29 protein-coding genes and 4 tRNA genes are annotated in these 24,399 nt (G+C 71.2%); 22 read left to right on the forward strand and 11 right to left on the reverse strand.

What is annotated here, in order from left to right; genetic code table 11:
• Positions 1 to 8 precede the first annotated feature (8 nt).
• The 5 genes from ACIPXM_RS02325 (at position 9) to ACIPXM_RS02345 (ending at position 5,092) form a co-directional block, all read left to right on the forward strand.
• Positions 9 to 1,562, forward strand: a complete 1,554-nt coding sequence (locus tag ACIPXM_RS02325) for a NuoM family protein (RefSeq protein ID WP_401652460.1) — start codon at positions 9 to 11, stop codon at positions 1,560 to 1,562.
• Entirely contained in the window at positions 1,559 to 3,106 is a 1,548-nt protein-coding gene (locus ACIPXM_RS02330) for an NADH-quinone oxidoreductase subunit N (protein WP_401650994.1), read from the forward strand. Before ACIPXM_RS02325 ends, ACIPXM_RS02330 begins: the two co-directional genes overlap by 4 nt.
• Positions 3,107 to 3,169: 63 nt before the next feature.
• Entirely contained in the window at positions 3,170 to 3,655 is a 486-nt protein-coding gene (gene mscL, locus ACIPXM_RS02335) for a large conductance mechanosensitive channel protein MscL (protein WP_401650995.1), read from the forward strand.
• 175 nt (positions 3,656 to 3,830) lie between these two features.
• A complete protein-coding gene (gene htpX, locus ACIPXM_RS02340; RefSeq protein ID WP_401650998.1) occupies positions 3,831 to 4,694 on the forward strand; it encodes a zinc metalloprotease HtpX in 864 nt (287 codons plus the stop codon).
• Positions 4,691 to 5,092 carry a YccF domain-containing protein gene (locus tag ACIPXM_RS02345; RefSeq protein ID WP_401651000.1) on the forward strand — a complete coding sequence of 134 codons (402 nt, stop codon included), beginning with the start codon at positions 4,691 to 4,693 and terminating at the stop codon, positions 5,090 to 5,092. The genes htpX and ACIPXM_RS02345 overlap by 4 nt, the downstream gene beginning before the upstream one ends.
• Before the next feature lie 18 nt (positions 5,093 to 5,110).
• On the opposite strand, the gene ACIPXM_RS02350 is transcribed toward ACIPXM_RS02345, so the two are convergent.
• Positions 5,111 to 6,349 (reverse strand): APC family permease, encoded by a 1,239-nt coding sequence (locus ACIPXM_RS02350; RefSeq protein WP_401651002.1) that lies wholly within the window; start codon positions 6,347 to 6,349, stop codon positions 5,111 to 5,113.
• Positions 6,350 to 6,406: 57 nt separating this feature from the next.
• On the opposite strand from ACIPXM_RS02350, the gene ACIPXM_RS02355 reads away from it, so the two are divergent.
• Positions 6,407 to 6,679 carry a GlsB/YeaQ/YmgE family stress response membrane protein gene (locus ACIPXM_RS02355; protein ID WP_401651004.1) on the forward strand — a complete coding sequence of 91 codons (273 nt, stop codon included), beginning with the start codon at positions 6,407 to 6,409 and terminating at the stop codon, positions 6,677 to 6,679.
• A gap of 19 nt (positions 6,680 to 6,698) precedes the next feature.
• On the opposite strand, the gene ACIPXM_RS02360 is transcribed toward ACIPXM_RS02355, so the two are convergent.
• From ACIPXM_RS02360 to ACIPXM_RS02370, 3 genes are all read right to left on the reverse strand, one after another.
• Positions 6,699 to 7,322: an alpha-ketoglutarate-dependent dioxygenase AlkB family protein gene (locus tag ACIPXM_RS02360; RefSeq protein WP_401651007.1), complete on the reverse strand. Its 624-nt coding sequence runs from the start codon at positions 7,320 to 7,322 to the stop codon at positions 6,699 to 6,701.
• Between the two features lie 9 nt (positions 7,323 to 7,331).
• Positions 7,332 to 7,832, reverse strand: coding sequence for a methylated-DNA--[protein]-cysteine S-methyltransferase (locus tag ACIPXM_RS02365; protein WP_401651009.1), 501 nt, complete (start codon positions 7,830 to 7,832; stop codon positions 7,332 to 7,334).
• 129 nt (positions 7,833 to 7,961) lie between these two features.
• The gene (locus ACIPXM_RS02370; protein ID WP_401651012.1) at positions 7,962 to 8,450 is read right to left on the reverse strand and encodes a YajQ family cyclic di-GMP-binding protein; all 489 of its coding nucleotides are present in this window, start codon (positions 8,448 to 8,450) and stop codon (positions 7,962 to 7,964) included.
• A gap of 168 nt (positions 8,451 to 8,618) precedes the next feature.
• Here ACIPXM_RS02370 and ACIPXM_RS02375 point away from each other — a divergent pair.
• Positions 8,619 to 8,700 (forward strand) — tRNA-Tyr (locus ACIPXM_RS02375).
• A gap of 94 nt (positions 8,701 to 8,794) precedes the next feature.
• Here ACIPXM_RS02375 and ACIPXM_RS02380 read toward each other — a convergent pair.
• The 4 genes from ACIPXM_RS02380 to ACIPXM_RS02395 form a co-directional block, all read right to left on the reverse strand.
• Positions 8,795 to 9,202 (reverse strand): hypothetical protein, encoded by a 408-nt coding sequence (locus ACIPXM_RS02380; RefSeq protein WP_401651015.1) that lies wholly within the window; start codon positions 9,200 to 9,202, stop codon positions 8,795 to 8,797.
• Positions 9,203 to 9,205: 3 nt separating this feature from the next.
• A complete protein-coding gene (locus tag ACIPXM_RS02385) occupies positions 9,206 to 9,877 on the reverse strand; it encodes a DUF6313 family protein (protein ID WP_401651018.1) in 672 nt (223 codons plus the stop codon).
• A gap of 123 nt (positions 9,878 to 10,000) precedes the next feature.
• Positions 10,001 to 10,657, reverse strand: a complete 657-nt coding sequence (locus ACIPXM_RS02390) for an SDR family oxidoreductase (protein ID WP_401651021.1) — start codon at positions 10,655 to 10,657, stop codon at positions 10,001 to 10,003.
• A 17-nt stretch (positions 10,658 to 10,674) separates the two neighbouring features.
• Positions 10,675 to 11,979 carry an amidohydrolase family protein gene (locus tag ACIPXM_RS02395; RefSeq protein ID WP_401651024.1) on the reverse strand — a complete coding sequence of 435 codons (1,305 nt, stop codon included), beginning with the start codon at positions 11,977 to 11,979 and terminating at the stop codon, positions 10,675 to 10,677.
• 193 nt (positions 11,980 to 12,172) lie between these two features.
• On the opposite strand from ACIPXM_RS02395, the gene ACIPXM_RS02400 reads away from it, so the two are divergent.
• The 6 genes from ACIPXM_RS02400 to ACIPXM_RS02425 all read left to right on the forward strand — a co-directional run bounded on the left by ACIPXM_RS02400 (position 12,173) and on the right by ACIPXM_RS02425 (position 14,775).
• Positions 12,173 to 12,245, forward strand: a tRNA-Thr gene (locus ACIPXM_RS02400).
• A 42-nt stretch (positions 12,246 to 12,287) separates the two neighbouring features.
• Positions 12,288 to 12,360: transfer RNA gene (locus ACIPXM_RS02405), tRNA-Met, on the forward strand.
• Positions 12,361 to 12,446: 86 nt separating this feature from the next.
• Complete coding sequence (gene rpmG, locus ACIPXM_RS02410) at positions 12,447 to 12,611, forward strand: 50S ribosomal protein L33 (protein WP_003956487.1); 165 nt, start codon at positions 12,447 to 12,449, stop codon at positions 12,609 to 12,611.
• 137 nt (positions 12,612 to 12,748) lie between these two features.
• Positions 12,749 to 13,201 (forward strand): MaoC family dehydratase N-terminal domain-containing protein, encoded by a 453-nt coding sequence (locus tag ACIPXM_RS02415; RefSeq protein WP_401651027.1) that lies wholly within the window; start codon positions 12,749 to 12,751, stop codon positions 13,199 to 13,201.
• A 3-nt stretch (positions 13,202 to 13,204) separates the two neighbouring features.
• A complete protein-coding gene (locus ACIPXM_RS02420) occupies positions 13,205 to 13,633 on the forward strand; it encodes a MaoC family dehydratase (RefSeq protein ID WP_401651029.1) in 429 nt (142 codons plus the stop codon).
• 32 nt (positions 13,634 to 13,665) lie between these two features.
• Positions 13,666 to 14,775: a UDP-N-acetylmuramate dehydrogenase gene (locus ACIPXM_RS02425; protein WP_401651032.1), complete on the forward strand. Its 1,110-nt coding sequence runs from the start codon at positions 13,666 to 13,668 to the stop codon at positions 14,773 to 14,775.
• Between the two features lie 37 nt (positions 14,776 to 14,812).
• Here ACIPXM_RS02425 and ACIPXM_RS02430 read toward each other — a convergent pair whose 3' ends face one another.
• Positions 14,813 to 15,445, reverse strand: coding sequence for an NAD(P)-dependent oxidoreductase (locus ACIPXM_RS02430; protein WP_401651034.1), 633 nt, complete (start codon positions 15,443 to 15,445; stop codon positions 14,813 to 14,815).
• Positions 15,446 to 15,552: 107 nt separating this feature from the next.
• On the opposite strand from ACIPXM_RS02430, the gene ACIPXM_RS02435 reads away from it, so the two are divergent.
• Both ACIPXM_RS02435 and ACIPXM_RS02440 read left to right on the forward strand, forming a co-directional pair.
• Positions 15,553 to 16,170 carry a TetR/AcrR family transcriptional regulator gene (locus ACIPXM_RS02435; RefSeq protein ID WP_401651036.1) on the forward strand — a complete coding sequence of 206 codons (618 nt, stop codon included), beginning with the start codon at positions 15,553 to 15,555 and terminating at the stop codon, positions 16,168 to 16,170.
• Positions 16,171 to 16,211: 41 nt separating this feature from the next.
• Positions 16,212 to 16,940 (forward strand): hypothetical protein, encoded by a 729-nt coding sequence (locus tag ACIPXM_RS02440; RefSeq protein ID WP_401651039.1) that lies wholly within the window; start codon positions 16,212 to 16,214, stop codon positions 16,938 to 16,940.
• Here the strand turns inward: ACIPXM_RS02440 and ACIPXM_RS02445 are convergent.
• Both ACIPXM_RS02445 and ACIPXM_RS02450 read right to left on the reverse strand, forming a co-directional pair.
• Positions 16,885 to 17,922 (reverse strand): adenosine deaminase, encoded by a 1,038-nt coding sequence (locus ACIPXM_RS02445; protein WP_401651041.1) that lies wholly within the window; start codon positions 17,920 to 17,922, stop codon positions 16,885 to 16,887. The two genes, ACIPXM_RS02440 and ACIPXM_RS02445, sit on opposite strands and share 56 nt — an antisense overlap.
• A gap of 149 nt (positions 17,923 to 18,071) precedes the next feature.
• Entirely contained in the window at positions 18,072 to 19,298 is a 1,227-nt protein-coding gene (locus ACIPXM_RS02450) for a pyridoxal phosphate-dependent aminotransferase (RefSeq protein WP_401651044.1), read from the reverse strand.
• Positions 19,299 to 19,557: 259 nt separating this feature from the next.
• Here ACIPXM_RS02450 and ACIPXM_RS02455 point away from each other — a divergent pair.
• The 7 genes from ACIPXM_RS02455 to rplL all read left to right on the forward strand — a co-directional run bounded on the left by ACIPXM_RS02455 (position 19,558) and on the right by rplL (position 24,044).
• Positions 19,558 to 19,630, forward strand: a tRNA-Trp gene (locus ACIPXM_RS02455).
• A 106-nt stretch (positions 19,631 to 19,736) separates the two neighbouring features.
• Positions 19,737 to 20,024 carry a preprotein translocase subunit SecE gene (gene secE, locus ACIPXM_RS02460; protein WP_401651047.1) on the forward strand — a complete coding sequence of 96 codons (288 nt, stop codon included), beginning with the start codon at positions 19,737 to 19,739 and terminating at the stop codon, positions 20,022 to 20,024.
• A 44-nt stretch (positions 20,025 to 20,068) separates the two neighbouring features.
• A complete protein-coding gene (gene nusG / locus ACIPXM_RS02465; RefSeq protein WP_401651050.1) occupies positions 20,069 to 21,022 on the forward strand; it encodes a transcription termination/antitermination protein NusG in 954 nt (317 codons plus the stop codon).
• A 159-nt stretch (positions 21,023 to 21,181) separates the two neighbouring features.
• Positions 21,182 to 21,616 (forward strand): 50S ribosomal protein L11, encoded by a 435-nt coding sequence (gene rplK, locus ACIPXM_RS02470; RefSeq protein WP_030494213.1) that lies wholly within the window; start codon positions 21,182 to 21,184, stop codon positions 21,614 to 21,616.
• A gap of 80 nt (positions 21,617 to 21,696) precedes the next feature.
• Entirely contained in the window at positions 21,697 to 22,425 is a 729-nt protein-coding gene (gene rplA, locus ACIPXM_RS02475; RefSeq protein ID WP_401651053.1) for a 50S ribosomal protein L1, read from the forward strand.
• A 581-nt stretch (positions 22,426 to 23,006) separates the two neighbouring features.
• On the forward strand, positions 23,007 to 23,537 hold the full coding sequence (gene rplJ / locus ACIPXM_RS02480; protein WP_401651056.1) for a 50S ribosomal protein L10: 531 nt from the start codon (positions 23,007 to 23,009) through the stop codon (positions 23,535 to 23,537).
• A gap of 120 nt (positions 23,538 to 23,657) precedes the next feature.
• Positions 23,658 to 24,044 carry a 50S ribosomal protein L7/L12 gene (gene rplL / locus ACIPXM_RS02485; protein ID WP_401651059.1) on the forward strand — a complete coding sequence of 129 codons (387 nt, stop codon included), beginning with the start codon at positions 23,658 to 23,660 and terminating at the stop codon, positions 24,042 to 24,044.
• Positions 24,045 to 24,399 lie beyond the last annotated feature (355 nt).

Below are 24,399 nucleotides of genomic sequence, written 5' to 3' on the forward strand. Positions count from 1 at the left end.
CGTCCGTGATGCAGTTCCTTCTCGCGTTGACCGTCGGCGGCCCGCTCCTCGGCGCCGCCGCCGCGCTGCTTCCCGCCCCGCCGGGACTGAAGGGGAAGTCACCCGACCAGGCCGTGCTCCGCCACGGCGTCACCGTCACCGGCGTGATCCTGCTCGCCGCGATCGCCCTCGCCCTCGGCTTCGACCACGACCATCCGTCGACCATGCAGGCGACGACGGACATCAGCTGGATCAAGAGCCTCGGCGTACGGATCCACCTCGGTGTCGACGGCATTTCCCTCCCCCTCGTCGTCCTGACCGCGCTGCTGACCTTCCTCTGCGCGCTGTACAGCTACTACAAGCCCCCCACGGGCCCCTCGCCCAAGGCGTTCGTGGCCCTGATCCTGGTCCTGGAGGCCGGCACCCTCGCCACCTTCGCCGTCCTCGACCTGATCCTCTTCTTCCTCGCCTTCGAGACCGTCCTCATCCCCATGTACTTCCTGATCGCCCGCTGGGGCGGCGCCGGCCGGCAGGCCGCCGCCTGGAAGTTCATCCTCTACACGCTGCTCGGCTCCGTCGTCATGCTGCTCGGCCTGCTCGTCATCGGCATGAAGGCGGGCACGTTCGACATGGTGGCACTGGCCACTGACAACGGCCGGGGCCTCACCACGTCCGCCCAGGTCATCGCCGTTCTGGCGATCGGGATCGGGCTCGCCGTGAAGACCCCGATGTGGCCCCTGCACAGCTGGCTCCCGGACGCCCACACCGCCGCCCCCACCGTCGGCTCGGTGCTGCTCGCCGGAGTGCTCCTGAAGATGGGCACGTACGGCTTCGTGCGCATCCTGCTGCCGGTCACCCCCGACGGCATGCACACCTTCGCCCCGTACCTCGCCGCCTTCGCCGTCGTCGGGATCATCTACGGATCCCTCGCCTGCCTCTCCCTCGCCCGCCCCGGCGGCAAGGGCGACCTCAAGCGGCTCATCGCCTACTCCTCCGTCGGCCACATGGGCTTCGTGCTCCTCGGCATCGCCACCATGACCCCCACCGGGGTCAACGGCGCCCTCTTCGCCAACATCGCCCACGGCCTCATCACCGGCCTGCTGTTCTTCCTGGTCGGCGCCGTCAAGGACCGCTACGGCACCGCCGACCTCGACACCCTCGCCGGAGCCACCGGCGCCGCCCTCTACGGCCGCGCCCCCCGCCTCGGCGCGCTCCTCGCGTTCGCCGCCGTCGCCTCGCTCGGCCTGCCGGGCCTCGCCGGGTTCTGGGGCGAGATGCTCGCCCTGTTCGGCGCCTTCGACCCGGCCGAGGGCCTCAGCCGTCCCGCCTTCCTCACCTTCATGGCGATCGGCGGCCTCGGCACCCTGCTCACCGCCGGATACCTCCTCGTCGTGGTCCGCCGGGTCTGCATGGGCGGCCCGCGGCCCGCGGGCGAGACCGCCATCGCCGACGTCCAGGGCTACGAGTTCGCCGCCTGGACCCCGCTCGTCGCCCTCACCGTCCTCGCCGGACTGTGGCCCGCGGTCCTCCTCGGCCTCACCGACCCGGCCGTCCAGAAGCTCCTCGCGGGAGGCACCCAGTGACCGCCCTGGCCGCCGCCGACCTCGTCCAGTCCGTCGACTGGACGACGATCGCGCCGCCCACCCTGACCGCGCTCGTGGGACTGGTCGTGCTCGTCGCCGACCTGTTCGTCCCGGCCGCGCGCAAGCAGTTCCTCGGCTGGACCGCGATCGGCGGCCTCGCCGCCGCGCTCGCACTGCTCGTCCCGCTGCGCGACGGCGACCACGCCACCTTCTGCCTCACCCTCGACACCCAGCTCCGGGCGTGCAGCTACACGGCCGACCGGTTCACCGTCGTCATCCAGTTCCTGGTGCTCGCCGGAGCCCTGGTCACCGCGCTGCTCTCGGTCGCCGACACCCGCGAGAAGCTGCCGCCGGGCGAGTACTGGTTCCTGCTGCTCGCCTCCGCCGCGGGCGCCGCCCTGCTGCCCGCCGCCCGCGACCTCGCCACCCTCGTCGTCGCCCTCGAAGTCGCCTCGCTGCCCGCGTTCGCGCTCGTCGGCCTCAAGCGCGGCGACCGGATGTCCGGCGAGGCCGCGCTGAAGTTCTTCCTGTCCTCGGTCACCGCCACCGCCGTCACCCTGCTCGGCGTCAGCTTCGTGTACGCGGCCACCGGCACCCTCCACCTCACCGAGATCGCCGCCCGGCTCGGCGACGTACCGGGCCAGCTGCACACCCTCGCGCAGGCCGGAGTGGTCCTCGCGCTCGTCGGCTTCGCCTTCAAGACGGCCGTCGTGCCCTTCCACTTCTGGGTCCCCGACACCTACGTCGGCGCCCCGCTGCCCGTCGCCGCCTACCTCTCCGTGGTCGGCAAGGCCGTCGGCTTCACCGGCGTCATCCTGCTGACCGTCGGCGCCTTCCCCGCGTACGCCGACGTCTGGGGCCCCGCGCTCGCCGTGCTCGCCGCGCTCACCATGAGCGTCGGCAACGTCGCCGCCCTCCGCCAGAGCACCACGCGCGCGTGGAGCGCGGTACGGCTGCTCGCCTGGTCCTCGATCGCGCAGGCCGGCTACCTCCTGGTGCCGATCGCCGCCGCCGCGTACACCGGCGACGACCAGATCGGCGCCACCGTCGCGTACGCCCTGATGTACGCGGTCGTGAACCTCGGCGCCTTCGCGGTGGTCGCGCTCGTCGCCCGCACCGCCCCCGAACTGCGGCTCACCGACCACCGCGGCCTCTGGTCCCGGCGGCCCCTGACGGCCCTCGCGCTCGGTTTCTTCCTGCTGAACCTGGCCGGACTGCCCCCGGGTATCATCGGCCTCTTCGCAAAGGTGACCGTCTTCTCGACGGCCGTCGACGCGGGCCTCGGCTGGCTCGCGGTCGTCATGGGCGTCAACGTCGTGATCGGCCTCTACTACTACCTGCGGTGGACGGCGCTGCTGTTCCAGGGCAGTGGCGAGACGGCGGACGCGCCCGTGGCCGGGTCCGCGGACCCGGCCACGGCGGCGGTACGGGCCGGGGTCCCGGCCCCGATCACCGTCGCCGTGGTGCTGACCGCGGCCGCCGGCGTGGTGCTGTCCTGCTGGCCGGAGACCGTGCTGCGCTATGCGACCGCGAACCTTTTCTGACCTCGTACGCCCCCATAGCCCCCACACACGTCCCCCCACAGAATCACCAAGGAGCGGTACCCCGTGCTGAACGGTTTCAAGGACTTCATACTTCGCGGGAACGTCGTCTCGATGGCCATCGGTCTGGCCGTCGGCTCGGCGTTCACGGCCGTCGTGACCGGCTTCAGCAAGGCGTTCATCACCCCCCTCATCGGTCTCGCGACCGGCTCGGTCGGCGACTTCAGCGAAGCGCACTTCACCATCGGCAAGACCGACTTCCCGTACGGCCTGGCCATCGCCGCCGCCATAGCCTTCGTGATCACCGCCGCCGTCCTCTACTTCCTGATCGTCGTCCCCATGGCGAAGATCCAGGAGCGCTTCGCCCGCGCCGAGGCCGCCGACCCGAAGTCCGAGAAGCGCGACTGCCCGCGCTGCTTCACCGAGATCCCGGCCGTCGCCTCCCGCTGCGCCCACTGCACCAGCGAGATCGAGCCCGTCCCCACGGCCCTGGCGAAGCTGACCACCGACGCGGCCGACGCCACCAGGGTCGCGGTCCCGTACCAGCGCTGACCCGCCCGCAAGAGGCCCGTCACCCGTACGGCCCACACGGCACCCCCCGCGACCTGGGGAACCCGAGCTTCCCGCCTGGCGTTGACCTGGTGAGGAGGGTCCACTGGACGGTGGACCCCATGAGAGCCCCACCAGAGCAAAGGGTTCCCCTGCCGCACCACTTGGAGGGCGTACCGTGCACCGCCGGCACAACGGGCTGAGGACCGCCGTCCTCCTGGGAGGGCTGTCCGCCCTCATCATCGTCATCGGCAGTTTCTTCGGGCGTACGGGCCTGATCGTCGCGCTCGTCGTGGCGCTCGGCACCAACGCGTACGCGTACTGGAACAGCGACAAGCTGGCACTGCGCGCCATGCGCGCCCGCCCGGTGAGCGAGTTCGAGGCACCAGCCCTCTACCGGATGGTCCGCGAGCTCTCCACCCAGGCCCGCCAGCCCATGCCCCGGCTGTACATCTCGCCCACCCAGGCCCCCAACGCCTTCGCGACCGGCCGCAACCCGCGCAACGCGGCCGTGTGCTGCACCGAGGGCATCCTCGCGATCCTCGACGAGCGCGAGCTGCGCGGGGTCATCGGCCACGAGCTGAGCCACGTCTACAACCGGGACATCCTGATCTCCTCGGTCGCCGGAGCGCTCGCCTCCGTGATCATGTTCCTGGTCAACTTCGCCTGGCTGATCCCGGTCGGCCGGTCCAACGACGACGACGGCCCCGGACTGCTCGGCATGCTGCTGATCATCATCCTGGGCCCGATCGCCGCCTCGATCATCCAACTGGCCATCTCGCGCTCCCGGGAGTACGAGGCGGACGCCTCGGGCGCCCAGCTCACCGGCGACCCGCTCGCCCTGGCCAGCGCCCTGCGGAAGCTGGAGGCGGGCACCAAGCAGCTGCCGCTGCCGCCCGAGCCGAAGATCGAGACGGCGAGCCACATGATGATCGCGAACCCCTTCCGGCCGGGGCAGGGGCTGTCCAGGATGTTCTCCACCCACCCGCCGATGGCGGAGCGCATCGCCCGACTCGAGAAGATGGCAGGTCCCCGCCCGTGAAGACGATCCTCAACGTCATCTGGCTGGTCCTCTGCGGATTCTGGATGTTCCTCGGCTACATGCTGGCCGGTGTGCTGCTCTGCATCACGATCATCGGGATCCCGTTCGGCCTCGCCGCCTTCCGGATCGGCCTGTACGCCCTGTGGCCGTTCGGCCAGACCGTCGTCGACCGGCGGGACGCCGGGGCGCCGTCCTGCGTCGGCAACGTGCTGTGGCTGATCCTGGCGGGCTGGTGGCTGGCGCTCGGCCACATCACCACCGGCATCGCGCTGTGCATCACGATCATCGGCATCCCGCTCGGCATCGCGAACTTCAAGATGATCCCGGTGTCGCTGCTGCCGCTCGGCAAGGAGATCGTCAGCACCGACCGGGCGGCGTACGGCTACCGCCCCCAGTGAGACCGCCCGGGTACGTCCTCAGTGGTGCGGCGGTGACGGGCGCCCCCGGCTGACCGTCACCGCGTACGCCACCACGCCGACCGCGAGCACCCCGAGCCCGGCGAGCACCGCCGTCGGCGGCAGCGCGAAGGCGAGGGTCGCGCAGCCCGCGAGGCCGAGCACGGCGAGCGGGCGCTCACGGCGGCCGAGGGTCCAGGCGGAGGCGTTGGCGACGGCGTAGTAGACCAGCACCCCGAACGACGAGAAGCCGATCGCGCCCCGTACGTCCGCGGTCGCCGCGACCACGGCCACCACCGCGCCCACCGCGAGCTCCGCGTGGTGCGGCACCTGGAAGCGCGGGTGGACGGCGGCGAGGGCGGCCGGGAGGTGGCCGTCGCGGGCCATCGCGAGGGTGGTCCGCGACACCCCGAGGAGCAGCGAGAGCAGCGCCCCGAGGGCGGCGACGGCCGCGCCGACCGCGACGAGCGGCACCAGCCGGTCGGCGCCCGCCGCGCGGGCCGCGTCGGCGAGCGGGGCGGGGGAGGCGGCCAGGCCGCGCGGGCCGAGGACGGAGAGCACGCCGACGGCGACGGCCGCGTAGACGGCGAGGGTGACGCCGAGGGCGATCGGCACGGCCAGCGGGATGGTCCGCTCCGGGTCGCGGACCTCCTCGCCGAGGGTCGCGATCCGCGCGTACCCGGCGAACGCGAAGAACAGCAGTCCGGCCGCCTGGAGCACCCCGCCCCCGGGCAGTTCCCCGGCGAGCGCGAGCCGGTCGGCGTCCCCGGCCCCGGCGGTGGTGACCACGACGGCGGCGAGCACGGCGAGCACGAAGGCCACGATGATCCGGGTGAGCAGCGCGGACTTCCGTATGCCCGTGTAGTCGACGGCGGTGAGCAGGACGACGGCGGCGACCGCCACCGCGTGGGCGTGGTCGGGCCACAGGTAGGCGCCGGCGGTGAGCGCCATGGCCGCGCAGGAGGCGGTCTTGCCGACGATGAAGGCCCAGCCCGCCAGGTGCCCCCAGAACGCGCCGAGCCGCTCCCGCCCGTAGACGTAGGTGCCGCCGGAGGCCGGGTAGCGGGCGGCGAGCCGGGCGGAGGCCATGGCGTTGCAGTACGCGACGACCGCGGCGATCCCGAGCGCCGGGAGCAGACCGGGTCCGGCCGCCTGCGCGGCCGGTCCGAGCGCCGCGAAGATGCCCGCGCCGATCATCGAGCCGAGCCCGATCACGACGGCGTCGAACACTCCGAGCGTGCGGCGCAGTTCCTGTGTCATGCCCCGCACATTAGGGGGTCCGGCAACCACCGGACGCCACCGGGCGTCCTTGGGGACATGAGCATCATCAGCTGGATAGTCCTCGGCCTGCTTGCCGGTGTCATCGCCAAGGTCCTGCTGCCCGGGCGCGACCCCGGCGGCCTGATCGGCACGACCCTGATCGGGGTCGTCGGCGCGTTCCTCGGCGGCTGGCTGTCGGCGAAGTTCCTCGACCGGCCGATCTCCCAGGACTTCTACGACGGGGCGACGTGGCTGTCGGCGATCGGCGGTTCGCTGGTGCTCCTGATCGGCTACCGGATCCTGTTCGGCAACTCGCGCGAACGCCGCTGAGACACCGGCCGGAGACCGGTCAGAGGCCGGTCTCGCGCAGGGTGATGTTGAGCCGCCCGGCCAGGCCGAGGGCGGGCTCGGCCGTCCCCGGGTACACCTTCGGCACCCCGTGGAACGCGAACCGTGAGGGCCCGCCGAACACGAACAGGTCGCCGGACGCCAACTCCACGTCCGTGTAGGGCCGTCCCCGGTCCTCGGTGTTCCCGAACCGGAACACGCAGCGGTCGCCGAGGCTCAGCGACACGACGGGCGCCGCCGAACGCTCGTCCCTGTCCTGGTGCATGCCCATCCGGGCGCCGTCCCCGTAGAAGTTCACGAAGGCGGTGTCGGGCGCGTAGCCGTCGTGCCGGCCGTACGCCTCCGCCAGTGCCGCCCGGCCCAGTTCGGCGAGCCAGTCGGGGAGTTCGACGGTCACGGTGTCGAGATAGCGGTACGGCACCCAGCGCCGCCCGAGCCCGAGCGAGCGCACCGACATCACCCCGCCGCCGGGCAGCACGGTCTGCCGGTACCGTCCCGGGCCGCGCCCGAACTCCCGGCAGGCCGTGACCAGTTCCCGCTGCCGCTCGAACGGCAGCCAGCCCGGCACGTGCACCGCGCCGGGCGCGGGCTCGGACCGCTGCCGGGGGAACAGCTCCTGGGTCACCGGATCACCTCACCCCAGGGCGCCTTCGAGCCCGAGCAGCCGCTCCTTGCGGTCGAGCCCGGCGGCGTACCCCCGCAAGGACCCGTCGGCGCCGATCACCCGGTGGCAGGGCCGTACGACGAGCAGCGGATTGCGCCCGATCGCGGTCCCCACCGCCCGCACCCCGGCGCCGGACGACCCGACGCGCCGGGCGATCTCCCCGTACGAGACGGTCGTGCCGTACGGGATCTCCTCAAGGGCCCGCCACACGCGCCGCTGGAACTCCGTGCCGCCCGTGGCGCACGGCACGTCGAATCGGTCGCGGCGTCCGGCGAAGTACTCGCCGAGCTGCGTGGTGATCTCCGTGAAGGCCGCCGGGTCGAGCGTCCAGCCGTCCTCGGCCTCCGCCGCCCCCTTCTGCCCGGGCAGCGAGAGCGAGGCGAGCACGGTCCGCCCGTCCTCGCCGGGGTGCCCGACCAGGAGCATCCGCCCCAGGGGCCCGTCCGCGTACGCGTAAAGGGTGCCGCTCATGACCGTTTCCTCAACCTCGTCCGTGCCGACCTGCCTGTGAGGTCCAGTCTGCGAGCCGGCCGGACCCCGGGCTGGCGGTTTTCGGACGCCGTCCCGGGGCCGCTCGCCGGGCTCGTGGAACCCTTCGGACTACCGGTAGTTCACGAACTGCAGCGCGAAGTCGAAGTCGTGGTTCTTCAGGAGCGCGATCACGGCCTGCAGGTCGTCCCGGCTCTTCGAGCTGACCCGCAGCTCGTCGCCCTGGACCTGCGCCTTGATGCCCTTCGGGCCCTCGTCGCGGATGATCTTGGCGACCTTCTTCGCGTTGTCCTGGGAGATGCCCTCCTCGATCGTCGCGAAGATCTTGTACTCCTTGCCCGACAGCTGCGGCTCGCCCGCGTCGAGCACCTTCAGCGAGATGCCCCGCTTGATCAGCTTGGTCTGGAAGACGTCGAGGATCGCGAGCACCCGCTCCTCGCCGCTCGCCTGCATCAGGATCTTCTCGCCCGACCACTCGATCGAGGCGTTGGTGCCCTTGAAGTCGTAGCGCTGCGAGATCTCCTTGGCGGCCTGGTTGAGGGCGTTGTCGACCTCCTGCCGCTCGACCTTGGAGACGATGTCGAAACTGGAGTCGGCCATGAGGTGAGGCTCCTTGCTGGGATGCGTTCGGGTACAGCACAAAGCGTAGCCACCCGGACCGCCGCCGACCCGTGATCAATCCGGTGGCGGAGCACCCCCGGGGATCGGGTATTGTTTACGTCGTTGCCAGGGAGCACCGCGAAAGCGGCTCCGGGGCAGCGATCCCATGGCGGTGTGCCCGAGTGGCCAATGGGAACGGACTGTAAATCCGTCGGCTTAGCCTACCCAGGTTCGAATCCTGGCGCCGCCACATGGAAGAACGGCCCCTGATCTGCGGAAACGCGATCAGGGGCCGTTTTGCTTAACCTGTGACAAGAGAGAACGGCCGCCGCCCCGCCCGTGCGCTACTCCGGCCGCTCGAAGCTCGAACCCTCGCCACGGCCCTCGCCGAAGCCCTCGTCCCGGCCGTCGGGGTCCGGCCGTTCCTCCTCGTCCAGGGGGCGGCGGAGCCGGGGCAGCGCGTCCATGCCCAGAGCGCGGGACCAAGTGCGGTAGCGGGCCGCGGTCGCCAGTCGGCGCCGGCCGGGCCAGCCGGACTCGGCCGGGCGCAGCTCGTACGGACCCACTTCGGCGACCGACAGCAGATCCAGGAGCATCCGGGTCGACAGCGGCTCGTTGAGGTGGTCCGCCACGTCCTCCGAGCCCCAGCGGATCACCGTCTCCGCCGCCCGGGTGAGGCCCTCGTCGGTGGCCGTCGGAAAGGCCAGCGCGAGCGAAGCGCGCACGATCTCCACGGCGTCCTCGGAACGCATGGCTCACCGCCTCCTGTCGCAGACGACGCACGCGCCCATGCGGGCCGTGACCCCCAACGCCATCTTGCCCGTGTTCTGGGCCTGGCGCAGGCACTCGTGCCGGTCGAGATGGGCGTACTGCTGGGTCGACATCAGGTCCCGCACATAGACCTCCCAGTGGTCCTGCGCCTTCACCCAGTCGTTGCGGTGGGCGATCCGCACCCAGCCGTCGACGAAGTCCTGGCGGGCGTACGTCCCGTGGAAGTACGGGCCCAGGTCGTCGATCAGACCGGGCAGCCGCAGCCGGTCCTTCATGCGGCGGCGCCGGAACAGGGTCGCCGTCGACACCGACTTCACGCGGTTGATGCGCTCCGCGATCACATGACCGGCGAAGCCACCGATGATGGCCGGGACCAGCAGCCAGCCGATCAGCGAGGCGATCCACGCCTTCCGGCCGTCCGGCTCATGGATGAGCGTGAAGAACTGGTAGACCTGGCTGGGGCTGGTGGCCCGCGCGCCCATCACGTACACGACGGCCAGGACGACCGCCATCGGCAGCCCCCAGTCCAGGATCCACTGCGTCACGCCCTTCAGCGCCTTCCGCGACCGCCAGGCGCGCCGCAGCCGCCGCAGTGTGCGGCGGCGGTCCGGCGGCAGCTCCAGCTGTGTCGGGACAGGAATGGGCCCACCGATCACCGACTACCCCCCGAGGCGTCAACTCATCGACCGCGGTGGCCGATTCTAGAGCGCCCGGAGGGGCGGGAGGGAGTGATCGGAGGGATGGGAGGGAGTGATCGGGCAATCGGCTCCCGACCCCGCTCAGTTGCCCGCGACGTCCTTCACCGCGACCGACAACGGGGTGTTCCCGGAGATCAGTTCCAGGGTCAGGCCCGCCGTCGCCGGGGTGTCCAGGAGCTCGGCGAGGGCCGCCGCCACGTCGTCCCGGGGTACCGGGCCGCGGCCCGTCCTGGCCTCCAGACGGACCAGGCCGGTGCCCGCGTCGTCGGTGAGCATCCCGGGGCGCAGCACCGTCCAGTCCAGGCCCGGGCGGGACCGCACGGCGTCGTCCGCCGCGCCCTTCGCCCGCAGATAGACGTCGAAGATCTCGTCGCCCTGGTGCGTGGCGTCGGCGCCCATCGAGGAGACGACGAGGAACCGCCGTACCCCCGCCCGTTCGGCCGCGTCGGCGAAGAGCACCGCCGCGTCCCGGTCCACCGTGTCCTTGCGGTCGGCGCCGCTGCCCGGGCCCGCGCCCGCCGCGAACACGGCCGCGTCGGCGCCTTCGAGAGCCGCCGTCACCTCCGTGACCGAGGCCGACTCCAGGTCCAGGACCACCGGTTCGGCGCCCGCCGCCCGTAGGTCCGCGGCCTGTTCGGGGCGGCGGATGACGCCCACCGGGGTGTGTCCGCCCGCGGCGAGCAGCCGCTCAAGTCGCAGGGCGATCTGTCCGTGTCCTCCAGCGATGACTACGCGCATACTCACGACCGTACGGCTCACGCCCCGGTCCGTCCTCCCGGATCCGGCCGGTCGGGCCGGTCGGGGCGGTCGGGGCGCTCCGGACGCTCCGGACGGACCTGCCGGGGCAGGTCGAGCGCGGCGGCCGAGTCGCAGTACTCCCGCACCGCACTGGTCCGCGCCACCACCCGGCCCCGGTGCACCACGATCCGGCTGTACGCGAGCGAGAGCACGCCCGCCAGCCGCTCGCCGCGCACCGCGAGCAGCTCGGCCGGGAAGCCCGCCTCCACCCGGACCTCCGGCAGCCCCATCGCCGCCCGGGCCTCGGCGCTCACCGCCCCGTACGCCTCCGGCGCGGACAGCCCGCCGAGCGAGGCCAGCAGATAGCCGGCCTCCAGCGGGTCGCCCCGGCCCACCGGGTTCGACACGTCCCGCAGCGCGCCGCCGCCCGCCGCGACCCGCACCCCGGCGGCCCGCAGCAGCCGCACCGGCGCCGTGCCGCGCCGTTCGGTGCCCGCGCAGCCGCCCTGTGGCAGGCACACCACGGTCACCCCGGCCGCCGCCAGCTGGTCCGCCGCCCGCCGGGCCGTGTCGCCGGGCAGCCGGGCGAGCCCCGCGCAGGGCCCGATCGTCACCCCGGGCCGCAGCCCGGCGACCATCGCCGCCAGCCGGGCGAGCCGCCCCGGGTCGTCGGCGTCCGTGTGCAGGTCCACCGGGCAGCCGTGCTCGGCGGCCACGTCGAGGAGCGCCTCCACGTAGCCGGTGGGGTCCGGATCCAGGTCCGGGCAGCCGCCGACCACTCCGGCGCCCATCTTCAGGGCGTCCCGCAGCATCGCGAGCCCGTCCGCCCCGGCGGCGCCGGTGAGCAGCCGGGGGGTGGCCACGGCGGTCAGATCGGCGAGCCCGCGCAGCGAACGCCGGGCCTGCAGCACCGCCTCCAGCGGCCCGAGGCCGTGCACCCCGCCGATCCGCACCTGGGCGCGCACGGCGGTGGCCCCGTGGCCGAGCTGGAGCAGGGTGGCCTCGGTGGCCCGCCGCTGGACCTCGTCGACGGCGTACGAGACGGGGCCGGGGGAGTCGGCGGTGAGGGCGGTGTCCACGTGCGCGTGGGGCTCGGCGGGCGCGGGCAGCAGCAGATAGCCGGCCAGGTCGACCCGGGAGCCGACGGCGGTGAGGCTGCCGGCCGTGCCCACGGCCTCGATCCGGCCGCCGCCGAGCCGGACGTCGACGGTCCGCCCGTCGGTGAGCCGGGCGTTCGAGAGCAGCAGCGACACGGAGTCCGCCGCGGTGGCGGCGGCCCGGTCGTCGGGCGGTGGCTGGGGCTGCTTGCTGTCGGCTGACAATCGGGCTCCTCGGGGCCAAGATCAAGATCACGCAGCGTGGGCCCGAGCCTAGGGGCGGCCGCTTCGACCTTCGAGGAGGAGCGCAATAGTCGTACTGATGACTGCACGAGTGGCCTATGGGGCACGTGCTCCCACCTGCCCGGGAAACGGATTTGGGGGATGGGCCGGAGACCGTGTAATGTCTTCCTCGCTCGCCCCAATAGCTCAGTCGGTAGAGCGTCTCCATGGTAAGGAGAAGGTCTACGGTTCGATTCCGTATTGGGGCTCTGGTGTGAAGGGCCCGCCCTCGGGCGGGACCTGATCATCAAAGCGGTGTAGCTCAGTCGGTAGAGCAAGCGGCTCATAATCGCTGTGTCACCGGTTCAAGTCCGGTCACCGCTACACACAGTAGCCGATTGTGGGGTCGGTCCTGCGATCGGCTACTCTTTTTTGCGTTCATCCGTCCAAGTCCGTCAAGGAGCACTCACGTGGCTGCCACCGACGTCCGCCCGAAGATCACGCTGGCCTGCGTGGAGTGCAAGGAGCGGAACTACATCACCAAGAAGAACCGGCGCAACAACCCGGACCGTCTTGAGATGAAGAAGCACTGCCCGCGCTGCAACTCGCACACGGCGCACCGCGAGACGCGCTAACCAGGCTAGAGCACGAGGCCGTCCCCGAATTCTGGGGGCGGCCTCGTGTCGTTTCTCCGCATCCCCAGCACGCCCCCGTACGCCCGCACGTCCCCGCATCCCGCCGCAGCCGCGGTAGACCAGGAGGTATCGACGCCATGGCGCTCGACCAGTCCTTCGTGGGCCGGACCTACCCGCCCACCCCGCCGTACGAGGTCGGCCGCGAGAAGATCCGCGAGTTCGCCGAGGCGATCGGTGACGACAACCCGGCCTACCTCGACCAGGAGGCCGCCAAGGCCCTCGGTCACCCCGACGTCGTCGCCCCGCCGACCTTCGTCTTCGCCATCACCTTCAAGGCCGCGGGCCAGGTCGTCGAGGACCCGCAGCTCGGCCTCGACTACAGCCGCGTGGTGCACGGCGACCAGAAGTTCGCCTACACCCGCCCGGTGCGGGCCGGTGACCGGCTGTCCGTCACCACCACCATCGACGCGATCAAGTCGCTGGCCGGGAACGACATCCTGGACATCCGCGGCGAGGTCCACGACGAGACCGGCGAGCACGTGGTGACCGCCTGGACCAAGCTCGTCTCCCGTGCCCCCGAGGAGGTCTGACCCATGACCGCGAAGATCGCCTACGCCGAGGTCGAGGTCGGGACCGAGCTGCCCGCGCGCTCCTTCCCGGTGAGCCGCGCCACACTCGTCCAGTACGCCGGTGCCTCGGGTGACTTCAACCCGATCCACTGGAACGAGAAGTTCGCCCGCGAGGTCGGCCTGCCCGACGTCATCGCCCACGGCATGTTCACCATGGCCGAGGCAATCCGCGTGGTGACCGACTGGGCCGGCGACCCGGCCGCCGTCGTCGAGTACGGCGTCCGCTTCACCAAGCCCGTCGTGGTCCCCAACGACGACGAGGGCGCCCTGATCGAGGTCTCCGCGAAGGTGGCCGCCAAGCTCGACGACCAGCTGGTCCGGGTCGACCTGACCGCGACCAGCGCCGGACAGAAGGTCCTCGGCATGAGCCGGGCCGTGGTCCGGCTGGCCTGAGGCCCCGCCGTTTCCGGGGGCACGTTCCACGCGTGAACGAAAACCGTTCACGCGTGGAACGTACTCTTGAGCCCGTGCACGCACTCCACGACGCCCCCCTCGCCCCGCTGACCACCTTCCGGCTCGGCGGCCCCGCCGCCACCCTCGTCACGGCCACCACCGACGACGAGGTGATCGCCGCGGTCCGCGCGGCCGACGCCGCCGGGACGCCACTGCTGATCATCGGCGGCGGCTCCAACCTGGTCATCGGCGACAAGGGCTTCGACGGCACCGCCCTGCACATCGCCACCCGCGGCTTCGCGCTCGACGGGACCCGGCTGGAACTCGCCGCGGGCGAGGTGTGGACGGACGCCGTCGCGCGGACCGTGGAGGCCGGACTCGCCGGGATCGAGTGCCTGGCCGGGATCCCCGGCTCCGCCGGCGCCACCCCGATCCAGAACGTCGGGGCGTACGGACAGGACGTGTCCGCCACGGTCACCGAGGTCGTCGCGTACGACCGCAGGGCCGAGGAGACCGTCACGCTCTCCAACGCCGAGTGCGCCTTCTCGTACCGGCACAGCGTCTTCAAGGACCAGCCGGACCGCTATGTCGTGCTGCGGGTCCGCTTCCTGCTGGCGGACGCCGCCGGGCTGTCGGCGCCGATCGCCTACCCGGAGACCGCCCGCGCGCTCGGCGTCGAGGCGGGCGACCGGGTGCCGCTGGCGAAGGCCCGCGAGACCGTGCTCCGGCTGCGCGCCGGGAAGGGCATGGTGCTCGACCCGGCGGACCACGACACCTGGTCGGCGGGGTCGTTCTTCACCAACCCGATCCTGACGGCGGGGGAGTACGCCGACTTCCTCGGCCGGGTCGCCGGGCGCCTGGGCGGCGACGTGACCCCGCCCGCGTACCCGGTGGGCGCGGCGGGCGAGGACGGCGCCGTGAAGACGTCGGCGGCCTGGCTGATCGACAAGGCCGGTTTCGTGAAGGGGTACGGCTCCGGGCCCGCCCGGATCTCCACCAAGCACACCCTCGCGCTGACCAACCGCGGCGAGGCGACCACCGAGGACCTGCTCGCGCTCGCGCGCGAGGTGGTCGCCGGGGTCAGGGACGCCTTCGGGATCACGCTGGTCAACGAGCCGGTGACGGTCGGCGTCCAGCTCTGAGCGGGCAAGGCGGTGCCGGACCGTCCTCGGACATGCCCTAATAGGCGACGCCCACGCCCTGCTTGAGCGTCGACGTGTCGTCGATCATCGCCAGCATCGCGTGGGCCACGTCCGCCCGGGCCAGTGAGCGGCCGCGCGGCGGGGTGCCGCCGACGACCCGGCGGTAGCGGCCGGTGACCGGCTTGTGGGTGAGTTTCGGCGGGCGGACCGAGGTCCAGTCGGTCGCGCTGGCCGCCAGGTCCGCCTCCATCACGCGCAGATCGGCGTAGACGTCCTTCAGGACCGCGTTGACGATCGCCAGCATCGCCCGGTCGGCGACCCCCTGTCCGGCCGGTACCGGGCCCAGCGGTGCGGCGCTGACCACCAGGAGACGGCGGGCACCGGCGGACTCCATGGCGCGCAGGACGGTACGGGTCAGCCGGGCGGCGATCCCGGCGTCCGCGCGGCTGCGGGCGCCGAGGCCCGACAGGACGGCGTGGGCGCCGGTCACGGCGGGGCGCAGGGCGTCCGGGTCGGTGAGGTCGGCGCGGAACACGGTGAGGCCGGGGCCCGTGAGGGTGAACCTGGCCGGGTCGCGGACCACGGCGGTCACCTCGTGGCCCGCGTCGAGGGCCTGGCGGACGATCTCCTGGCCGATGCCACCGGTGGCACCGAAGACGGCGAGCTTCATGTCACACCTTCTGGGGTGGGTGAGTATTCACTAACCTCTGATGGTTCTAGAGTGAGCGTGTACTCACTCACCCGTCAAGCGATTCCGAGCGCGAACCGAGGAGCCCCGTGGAACAGAAGCCGACCCGGACCCGGATCCTCGACGCCGCCCACCATCTGATGCGGACCGCGGGCCTGGCCCGTACCACCACCAAGGAGATCGCCCGCGAGGCCGGCTGCTCGGAAGCGGCGCTCTACAAGTACTTCCCGAGCAAGGAGGAGCTGTTCGTCACGGTCCTGGCCGAACGGCTGCCCCGGCTCGGCGACCTGCTCGGCACCCTCGCCGTCGACCCGCAGGGCCGCACGGTCCAGGAGAACCTGGTCGAGATCGCCCGCAAGGCCGCCCTCTTCTACGACCAGACCTTCCCGATGGCCGCGTCCCTCTACGCCGAACCCCAGCTCAAGGCCCGCCACGAGGCCGTGCTCAGGGGCCTCGGCCGCGGCCCCCACATGCCGATCGAGGGCCTCGCCGAATACCTCCGCGCCGAACGCGACCACGGCCGGATCGCCGCCGACAGCGACCCGGACGCCGCCGCCGCACTCCTCCTCGGCGCCTGCGTCCACCGCGCCTTCGCCTGGGAGATGACCCCCGAGGGCCGCCCCCCGCAGCCCCTCGACGACTTCGCGCACGCCATCGCCGCCACCCTGATGACCGGACTCGCGGTACGGGGCCAGGACCCCGCGTAATCCGGTTGTCCCGGCGGAGACCCGGCCGCACCCTGGGGGCCATGCAGCTGAAGGCCCGCGAGTTCCGGCCCCGCACCGGGGCCCGCGCCCACCGGATCGTCCAGCCGTGGCGGCCGCTGCGGCACACCACCGTCAACTCGCCGGTCCACGACCGCTGGGGCTATCTCGTCGGCGACCACGACGGACTCGCCCGGCTGGCCGGGTTCTTCTCCTTCGCCGCGTTCTCCCCGCACACCCTCGTGCACCTCCCGCTGCGCGCGGGCCTGCCGCGCGACTTCGCCCCCGGCACCCCCGTCGACCTCGTCCTCGCCCACCGGGACACCGGCGGACTGCGCCCCTCCGCCTGGCCCGCGCTGCGCGCCCGGCTGCGCGACGGACGCCCGCTGACCGTCCGTACCGACGAACGGCGCACCGCCGAGCGGGCCGGGGTCTGGCGCGCGGACGAGGAACGGCGGGCGGCCGGGGCGGCCGGCCGGCTGCGGCCCGCCGTGCACGCGCGGACCCTGTTCCTGTTCGGCGGCCGTGACGTGTTCTGCGCCGCGGCCGAGGCGTTCGCGCACGCCGCCGGGAACGGCCCGCTGGGCAAGCGCGCCGCCCTCGGCCACGACGTGCTCGCCGACTCCCTCACCCCGTACCTGGACCAGGGCGGCGCCACCGGCCACGAGCGGACCGAGCTCGACATCGGCTTCCAGGCCCGGCCCCCGCACCACCGCTTCAGGCCGCCGGGGCGGCCAGCCAGTCGTCGATCCCCGAGAGCAGCTTCCGGCTGACGTCCTCGGGCGCCGCCGAACCGCGCACCGACTGCCGGGCCAGCTCGGCCAGTTCGGCGTCCGTGAAGCCGTGGTGACGGCGGGCGATCTCGTACTGGGCGGCCAGCCGGGACCCGAAGAGCAGCGGGTCGTCCGCGCCCAGGGCCATCGGGACGCCCGCGTCGAACAGGGTGCGCAGCGGCACGTCCTCGGGCTTCTCGTACACCCCGAGCGCCACATTGGACGCGGGGCACACCTCACAGGTCACCTGGCGCTCCGCCAGCTTGCGCAGCAGCCGCGGGTCCTCCGCCGCCCGGACGCCGTGCCCGACCCGCGCCGCCCGCAGGTCGTCCAGACAGTCCCGTACGGAAGCGGGGCCGGTCAGCTCACCGCCGTGCGGGGCCGCGAGCAGACCGCCCTCGCGGGCGATCGCGAACGCCCGGTCGAAGTCACGGGCCATCCCGCGCCGCTCGTCGTTGGAGAGCCCGAAGCCGACCACGCCCCGGTCCGCGTAGCGCACCGCGAGCCGGGCCAGCGTGCGCGCCTCCAGCGGGTGCTTCATCCGGTTCGCCGCCACCAGCACCCGCATCCCGAGCCCGGTGTCGCGGGCCGCCGAGTCCACCGCGTCCAGGATGATCTCCATCGCCGGGATCAGACCGCCGAGCAGCGGCGCGTACGAGGTGGGGTCGACCTGGATCTCCAGCCAGCCCGAACCGTCCCTGACGTCCTCCTCGGCGGCCTCACGGACAAGCCGCTGGATGTCCTCGGGCTCGCGCAGACAGGAGCGGGCCATGTCGTACAGCCGCTGGAAACGGAACCAGCCGCGCTCGTCGGTGGCCCGCAGCTTCGGCGGGGTGCCGCCGCGCAGCGCCTCGGGGAGGTGCACCCCGTACTTGTCGGCCAGTTCGAGGAGGGTGCCGGGCCGCATCGACCCCGTGAAGTGCAGATGCAGATGGGCCTTGGGCAGCAGACTGAGGTCGCGGTGTACGTGAACGTGCTCCATTGGCCGATACTGCCGCACCCGAAAGGACGAAAACAGTCCGTTTCCCCGATCGGGACCTTGCTAGAACGTAAAAACGGGCCCCGGTTCCGAGGAACCGGGGCCCGCGCCGCCCGGCCGGGGCCGGGCGGAAAGGTCAGGCGGTCAGGCGGTCAGTCGCGGGCCTCGGCCAGCAGCTTCTGCAGCCGGGCCACGCCCTCCGCCAGGTCCTCGTCGCCCAGGGCGTACGACAGACGCAGGTAACCGGGGGTGCCGAACGCCTCGCCGGGGACGACGGCGACCTCGGCCTCGTCCAGGATCAGCGCGGCCAGCTCGACCGAGCTCTGCGGGCGCTTGCCGCGGATCTCCTTGCCGAGCAGCGCCTTCACCGACGGGTACGCGTAGAACGCGCCCTCCGGCGTCGGGCAGTACACGCCCTCGATCTCGTTCAGCATCCGCACGATGGTCTGGCGGCGGCGGTCGAAGGCGGTGCGCATCTCGGCGACGGCGTCCAGGTCGCCCTGGACGGCGGCGAGCGCGGCGATCTGCGCCACGTTGCTCACGTTGGAGGTGGCGTGCGACTGCAGGTTGGTCGCGGCCTTGATGACGTCCTTCGGGCCGATCACCCAGCCCACCCGCCAGCCGGTCATCGCGTACGTCTTGGCGACGCCGTTGACCACGATGCACTTGTCGCGCAGCTCGGGCACGATCGCCGGCAGCGAGGTGAAGGTCGCGTCGCCGTAGACCAGGTGCTCGTAGATCTCGTCGGTCAGCACCCACAGGCCGTGCTCGACGGCCCAGCGGCCGATCGCCTCGGCGTCGGCCTCGCTGTAGACGGCGCCGGTCGGGTTGGACGGGGAGACGAACAGGACGACCTTGGTGCGCTCGGTGCGCGCGGCCTCCAGCTGCTCGACGGAGACCCGGTAGCCGGTGGTCTCGTCGGCGACGACCTCCACCGGGACACCGCCCGCGAGGCGGATCGACTCGGGGTAGGTGGTCCAGTAGGGGGCGGGCACGATGACCTCGTCGCCCGGGTCGAGGATCGCGGCGAACGCCTCGTAGATGGCCTGCTTGCCGCCGTTGGTCACCAGGACCTGGGAGGCGTCGACCTCGTAGCCGGAGTCGCGCAGCGTCTTGGCGGCGATGGCGGCCTTGAGCTCGGGCAGGCCGCCGGCCGGGGTGTAGCGGTGGAACTTCGGGTTCCGGCAGGCGTCGACGGCGGCTTCGACGATGTAGTCGGGCGTCGGGAAGTCGGGCTCACCCGCGCCGAAGCCGATGACCGGGCGCCCGGCGGCCTTGAGGGCCTTGGCCTTGGCGTCGACGGCGAGGGTGGCGGACTCGGAGATCGCACCGATGCGGGCGGAGACCCGTCGCTCGGTGGGAGGGGTAGCAGCGCTCATACGGCCATCGTCCCAGACCCCCGAGCGCCCGGGCACACAGGTTTCACGGTCCGGACAGCCACCGGACAGGACCGGTCAATCCCGGTCGGGGACAAGGGCGTACGGGCCGCGGGGCGGGGGCCGGCGGGGGGCTCGTGGGACCCCCGGGGCAGGCCGGAGCCGTTTCTGTTCGACGTAGGCCCCCATGACCACGTACACTCACTGCTCGTTGGCCCGCACCGACCACATCTCACGATGCGGTAGGTTGGGGAAGCCACAAAGGGTCGTAGCTCAATTGGTAGAGCACCGGTCTCCAAAACCGGCGGTTGGGGGTTCAAGTCCCTCCGGCCCTGCTACACACACCGCCAGGTTGTGTGCGCATGTACGTACTTCATTGCACCGCCGTGCGGCTCCAATCCGGGCGCGGCACGGCCACGACCCGGAATCAGGTGAGACATCGTGACGGATGCCGTAGGCTCCATCGACACGCCTGACGCCGAGGATGCGGCACCCGAGTCGCAGAAGAAGGCCCGTAAGGGCGGCAAGCGCGGCAAGAAGGGCCCTCTCGGCCGTCTCGCGCTCTTCTACCGCCAGATCATCGCGGAACTCCGCAAGGTCGTCTGGCCCACTCGCAGCCAGCTGTCGACGTACACCACTGTGGTGATTGTCTTCGTTGTCATCATGATCGGTCTCGTGACCGTGATTGACTATGGCTTCCAGGAAGCAGTCAAGTACGTCTTCGGCTGACTTTTTGTTCCACCCCATCTGTATCGCAGGAAGAAGCAGCCACCGTGTCTGACGCGAACCTGAACGACGCCTTCGAGTCCGAGTCCGTCGAGGACGAGCTGGACATCGTCGAGGCGGCCGACGAGGACGACCAGGCCGAGGCTGCCGACGTCGAGTCCGGCGAGGACGACGGCACCGAGGTCGCCGACGTCGAGGCTGCCGAGGAAGAGGCGGAGGAGGCCGAGGAGGCCGCCGCCGAGCTCTCCGACGAGGACGAGGCTGACGACGTCGACGCCGATGAGGCGGACGACGTCGAGGCCGCCGACTCCGACGAGGACGAGGACGCCGAGGTCACGGACGAGGCCGCCGAGGACGAGGCCGACGCCGAGCCCGCCGCCCCGGTCGACCCGGTCACCGCGCTCCGCGACGAGCTGCGCACCCTGCCCGGCGAGTGGTACGTCATCCACACCTACGCGGGCTACGAGAAGCGCGTGAAGGCCAACCTGGAGCAGCGTGCCGTCTCGCTGAACGTCGAGGACTTCATCTACCAGGCCGAGGTCCCCGAGGAAGAGATCGTCCAGATCAAGAACGGCGAGCGCAAGAACGTCCGGCAGAACAAGCTGCCCGGCTACGTGCTCGTCCGGATGGACCTGACGAACGAGTCCTGGGGTGTCGTCCGCAACACGCCCGGCGTCACCGGCTTCGTGGGCAACGCCTACGACCCGTACCCGCTGACCCTGGACGAGATCGTCAAGATGCTCGCCCCCGAGGCCGAGGACAGGGCCGCCCGCGAGGCCGCCGAGGCCGAGGGCAAGCCGGCTCCGGCCCGCAAGGTCGAGGTCCAGGTCCTCGACTTCGAGGTCGGCGACTCGGTCACCGTCACCGACGGCCCCTTCGCCACCCTTCAGGCCACGATCAACGAGATCAACGCCGACTCGAAGAAGGTCAAGGGCCTCGTCGAGATCTTCGGTCGCGAGACCCCGGTCGAGCTCAGCTTCGACCAGATCCAGAAGAACTGACGCACTAGGTTTCCGGACAGGTCAGAAGGGCTGCTACAGCCCTTCTGACCTGCTCGGTTTTTAGCCGCACGCCGATACCCGTTATCGTTGTGCGGTATGCCTCCATCCGGATGACCGGATGGATCGGCTGAAAACTCTCACTAGGACCCGGAGAGAGCAATGCCTCCCAAGAAGAAGAAGGTCACGGGGCTCATCAAGCTCCAGATCAACGCTGGTGCGGCCAACCCGGCCCCGCCGGTCGGCCCCGCGCTCGGCCAGCACGGCGTCAACATCATGGAGTTCTGCAAGGCCTACAACGCCGCGACCGAGTCGCAGCGCGGTTGGGTCATCCCGGTGGAGATCACGGTCTACGAGGACCGCTCCTTCACCTTCATCACCAAGACCCCGCCGGCCGCGAAGATGATCCTCAAGGCCGCTGGTGTCGAGAAGGGCTCCGGCGAGCCGCACAAGACCAAGGTCGCCAAGATCACCGAGGCGCAGGTCCGCGAGATCGCCACCACCAAGATGCCCGACCTCAACGCCAATGACCTGGACGCCGCGTCCAAGATCATCGCCGGCACCGCCCGCTCCATGGGCATCACGGTCGAGGGCTGACCAGCCCCTTGCAGTCCCAGTGGTAGGGCCAGCGCCGGCCCGCACCACGACTCCATACTTTTGAACCAACAGGAGCAGCAGTGAAGCGCAGCAAGTCCCTCCGCGCTGCGGACGCCAAGATCGACCGGGAGAAGTTCTACGCCCCGCTCGAGGCCGTCCGTCTCGCCAAGGAGACCTCCACCTCCAAGTTCGACGGCACCGTCGAGGTCGCCTTCCGCCTGGGTGTCGACCCGCGCAAGGCCGACCAGATGGTCCGTGGCACCGTGAACCTTCCGCACGGCACCGGTAAGACCGCCCGGGTCCTGGTCTTCGCGACCGGTGACCGTGCCGAGGCCGCGATCGCCGCGGGCGCCGACATCGTCGGCTCCGACGAGCTCATCGACGAGATCTCCAAGGGCAACCGCCTGAACGAGTTCGACGCCGTCGTCGCCACCCCGGACCTCATGGGCAAGGTCGGCCGCCTCGGCCGCGTCCTCGGCCCGCGTGGTCTGATGCCGAACCCGAAGACCGGCACCGTGACTCCCGATGTCGCCAAGGCGGTCAACGAGATCAAGGGCGGCAAGATCGAGTTCCGCGTCGACAAGCACTCGAACCTGCACTTCATCATCGGCAAGGTGTCCTTCGACGACACCCAGCTGGTGGAGAACTACGGCGCGGCCCTGGAGGAGATCCTCCGTCTGAAGCCGTCCGCCGCCAAGGGTCGCTACATCAAGAAGGCCGCCATCAGCACCACGATGGGCCCCGGCATTCCGGTCGACTCCAACCGCACCCGCAACCTCCTCGTCGAGGAGGACCCGGCCGCGGTCTGAGCCTGACGGCTCGGGAGCCCGCACGCGGGCTCCAGCGTCCTTGAAGAACCGCCCTTCGGGCCTCCGTATGGAGGCGCCGGGGGCGGTTCTTCGCGTTTTCGGGGTTCTCGGGCCCGGGCGTCGCGCTGGTCGTTGTGGCGGCCGCCATCGGCGTGGCCGGCTGTCAGAGCGGCGACGGCGGCGGCGCGACGGGCACAGGGCCCCGGTGACGTCACGAAGGCCCTCACGACCGCCTACGAGAAGCCCTCGGCCGCCAATGCCGCGAACGAGACCTTCGACCTGTTCGCGAGGCTCAAGGAGCTCGGCGAAGGCGGCCCCCAGGGCTGATTTGCTCCTTGCGGCATCCGTCCCGTACTCTTTCGAAGAAGCCAAAGACCGCTGGTCGTCGACGCGCTCGCAAGAGTGCGGAGGCCGAAGGATTCGCTGAAAGACGCGAACGACCCGCGCAGGTGAATGTGGAAAGAGTTCCCGGGTTCTTCGGAAACCGGTCGAGCTGTGCCCCGTGCGCCTGCGCCCGGGGCGTTCTGTTTTTCCGGCCCCTTCTGAGCGGTCCTCATCACCCGGAAGGAGGCTGACGCACTATGCCGACGCCCAACAAGGCTGCATCGGTGGCCGAGCTCAAGGACGCGTTCCAGAGCTCCAACGCCGCCGTGCTGACCGAGTACCGGGGTCTCACCGTGGCGCAGCTCAAGACGCTGCGTCGTTCGCTCGGTGAGAACGCCCAGTACGCCGTGGTGAAGAACACGCTGACCAAGATTGCGGCCAATGAGGCTGGGATCACCGCGCTCGACGACCACTTCAACGGTCCGACGGCGGTCGCCTTCGTCACCGGTGACCCGGTGGAGTCGGCGAAGGCTCTGCGTGACTTCGCCAAGGAGAACCCGAACCTGATCATCAAGGCGGGTGTCCTTGATGGCAAGGCGCTCTCCGCAGATGACATCAAGAAGCTCGCGGACCTCGAGTCCCGCGAGGTTCTGCTCAGCAAGCTGGCCGGTGCCTTCAAGGGCAAGCAGTCTCAGGCTGCTCAGCTCTTCCAGGCGCTGCCGTCGAAGCTCGTCCGCACCGTGGACGCGCTGCGCGCCAAGCAGGCCGAGCAGGGCGGTGCCGAGTAACTCGGCTCGCGTTTTGATCCGGACCGCCCCTCGGGACGGCTCGGGTCGCAGCGGGCCGAAGTACGCCCGCCTTACCCAGAACATCCGGCACCTGCCGAATTAGTGGAAGGATCGCCCATCATGGCGAAGCTCTCTCAGGAAGACCTGCTCGCGCAGTTCGAGGAGATGACCCTCATCGAGCTCTCCGAGTTCGTGAAGGCGTTCGAGGAGAAGTTCGACGTCACCGCCGCCGCGGCCGTCGCCGTCGCCGCCCCGGGTGCCCCGGGCGCCGGTGCCGCCGCCGAGGTCGAGGAGAAGGACGAGTTCGACGTCATCCTCACCGGCGCCGGCGACAAGAAGATCCAGGTCATCAAGGTCGTGCGTGAGCTGACCTCCCTGGGTCTGAAGGAGGCCAAGGACCTCGTGGACGGCGCCCCGAAGCCCGTCCTCGAGAAGGTTGCCAAGGACGCCGCCGAGAAGGCCGCCGAGTCCCTCAAGGGCGCCGGCGCCACGGTCGAGGTCAAGTAACACCTCGTCGCGTCAGCGACTTCTGTCGAGCGTGTAACGCTCGCAGCGTGAAGGGCGATCATCCATCTGGGTGGTCGCCCTTCGACGTTCCCCGGGAGCGGCGTGGCGGCGGTCGTGGCAGGCCCGGGAAGCGGAGTATGGTGATCTTCGCCGTGCGCCGCGCAGGGGCCGGTCGGCGGCGGGGGCCTTGACGAACGGCACGCAGCGCGCAATTCTCAGGACGCGTCGTCACAACGATCCGATTCCGAGGCATGGATCGACGACCGAACGGGCAGTATCGAGGTGCGCCGCATGGCGCGAGGTAGCGCGGAGTTGAGAGCAACGAGGGTCGCGAAGAACTCGCCCTGGACATCAG

The organism is Streptomyces sp. NPDC090025, assembly GCF_044748125.1.
Lineage (GTDB): Bacteria > Actinomycetota > Actinomycetes > Streptomycetales > Streptomycetaceae > Streptomyces.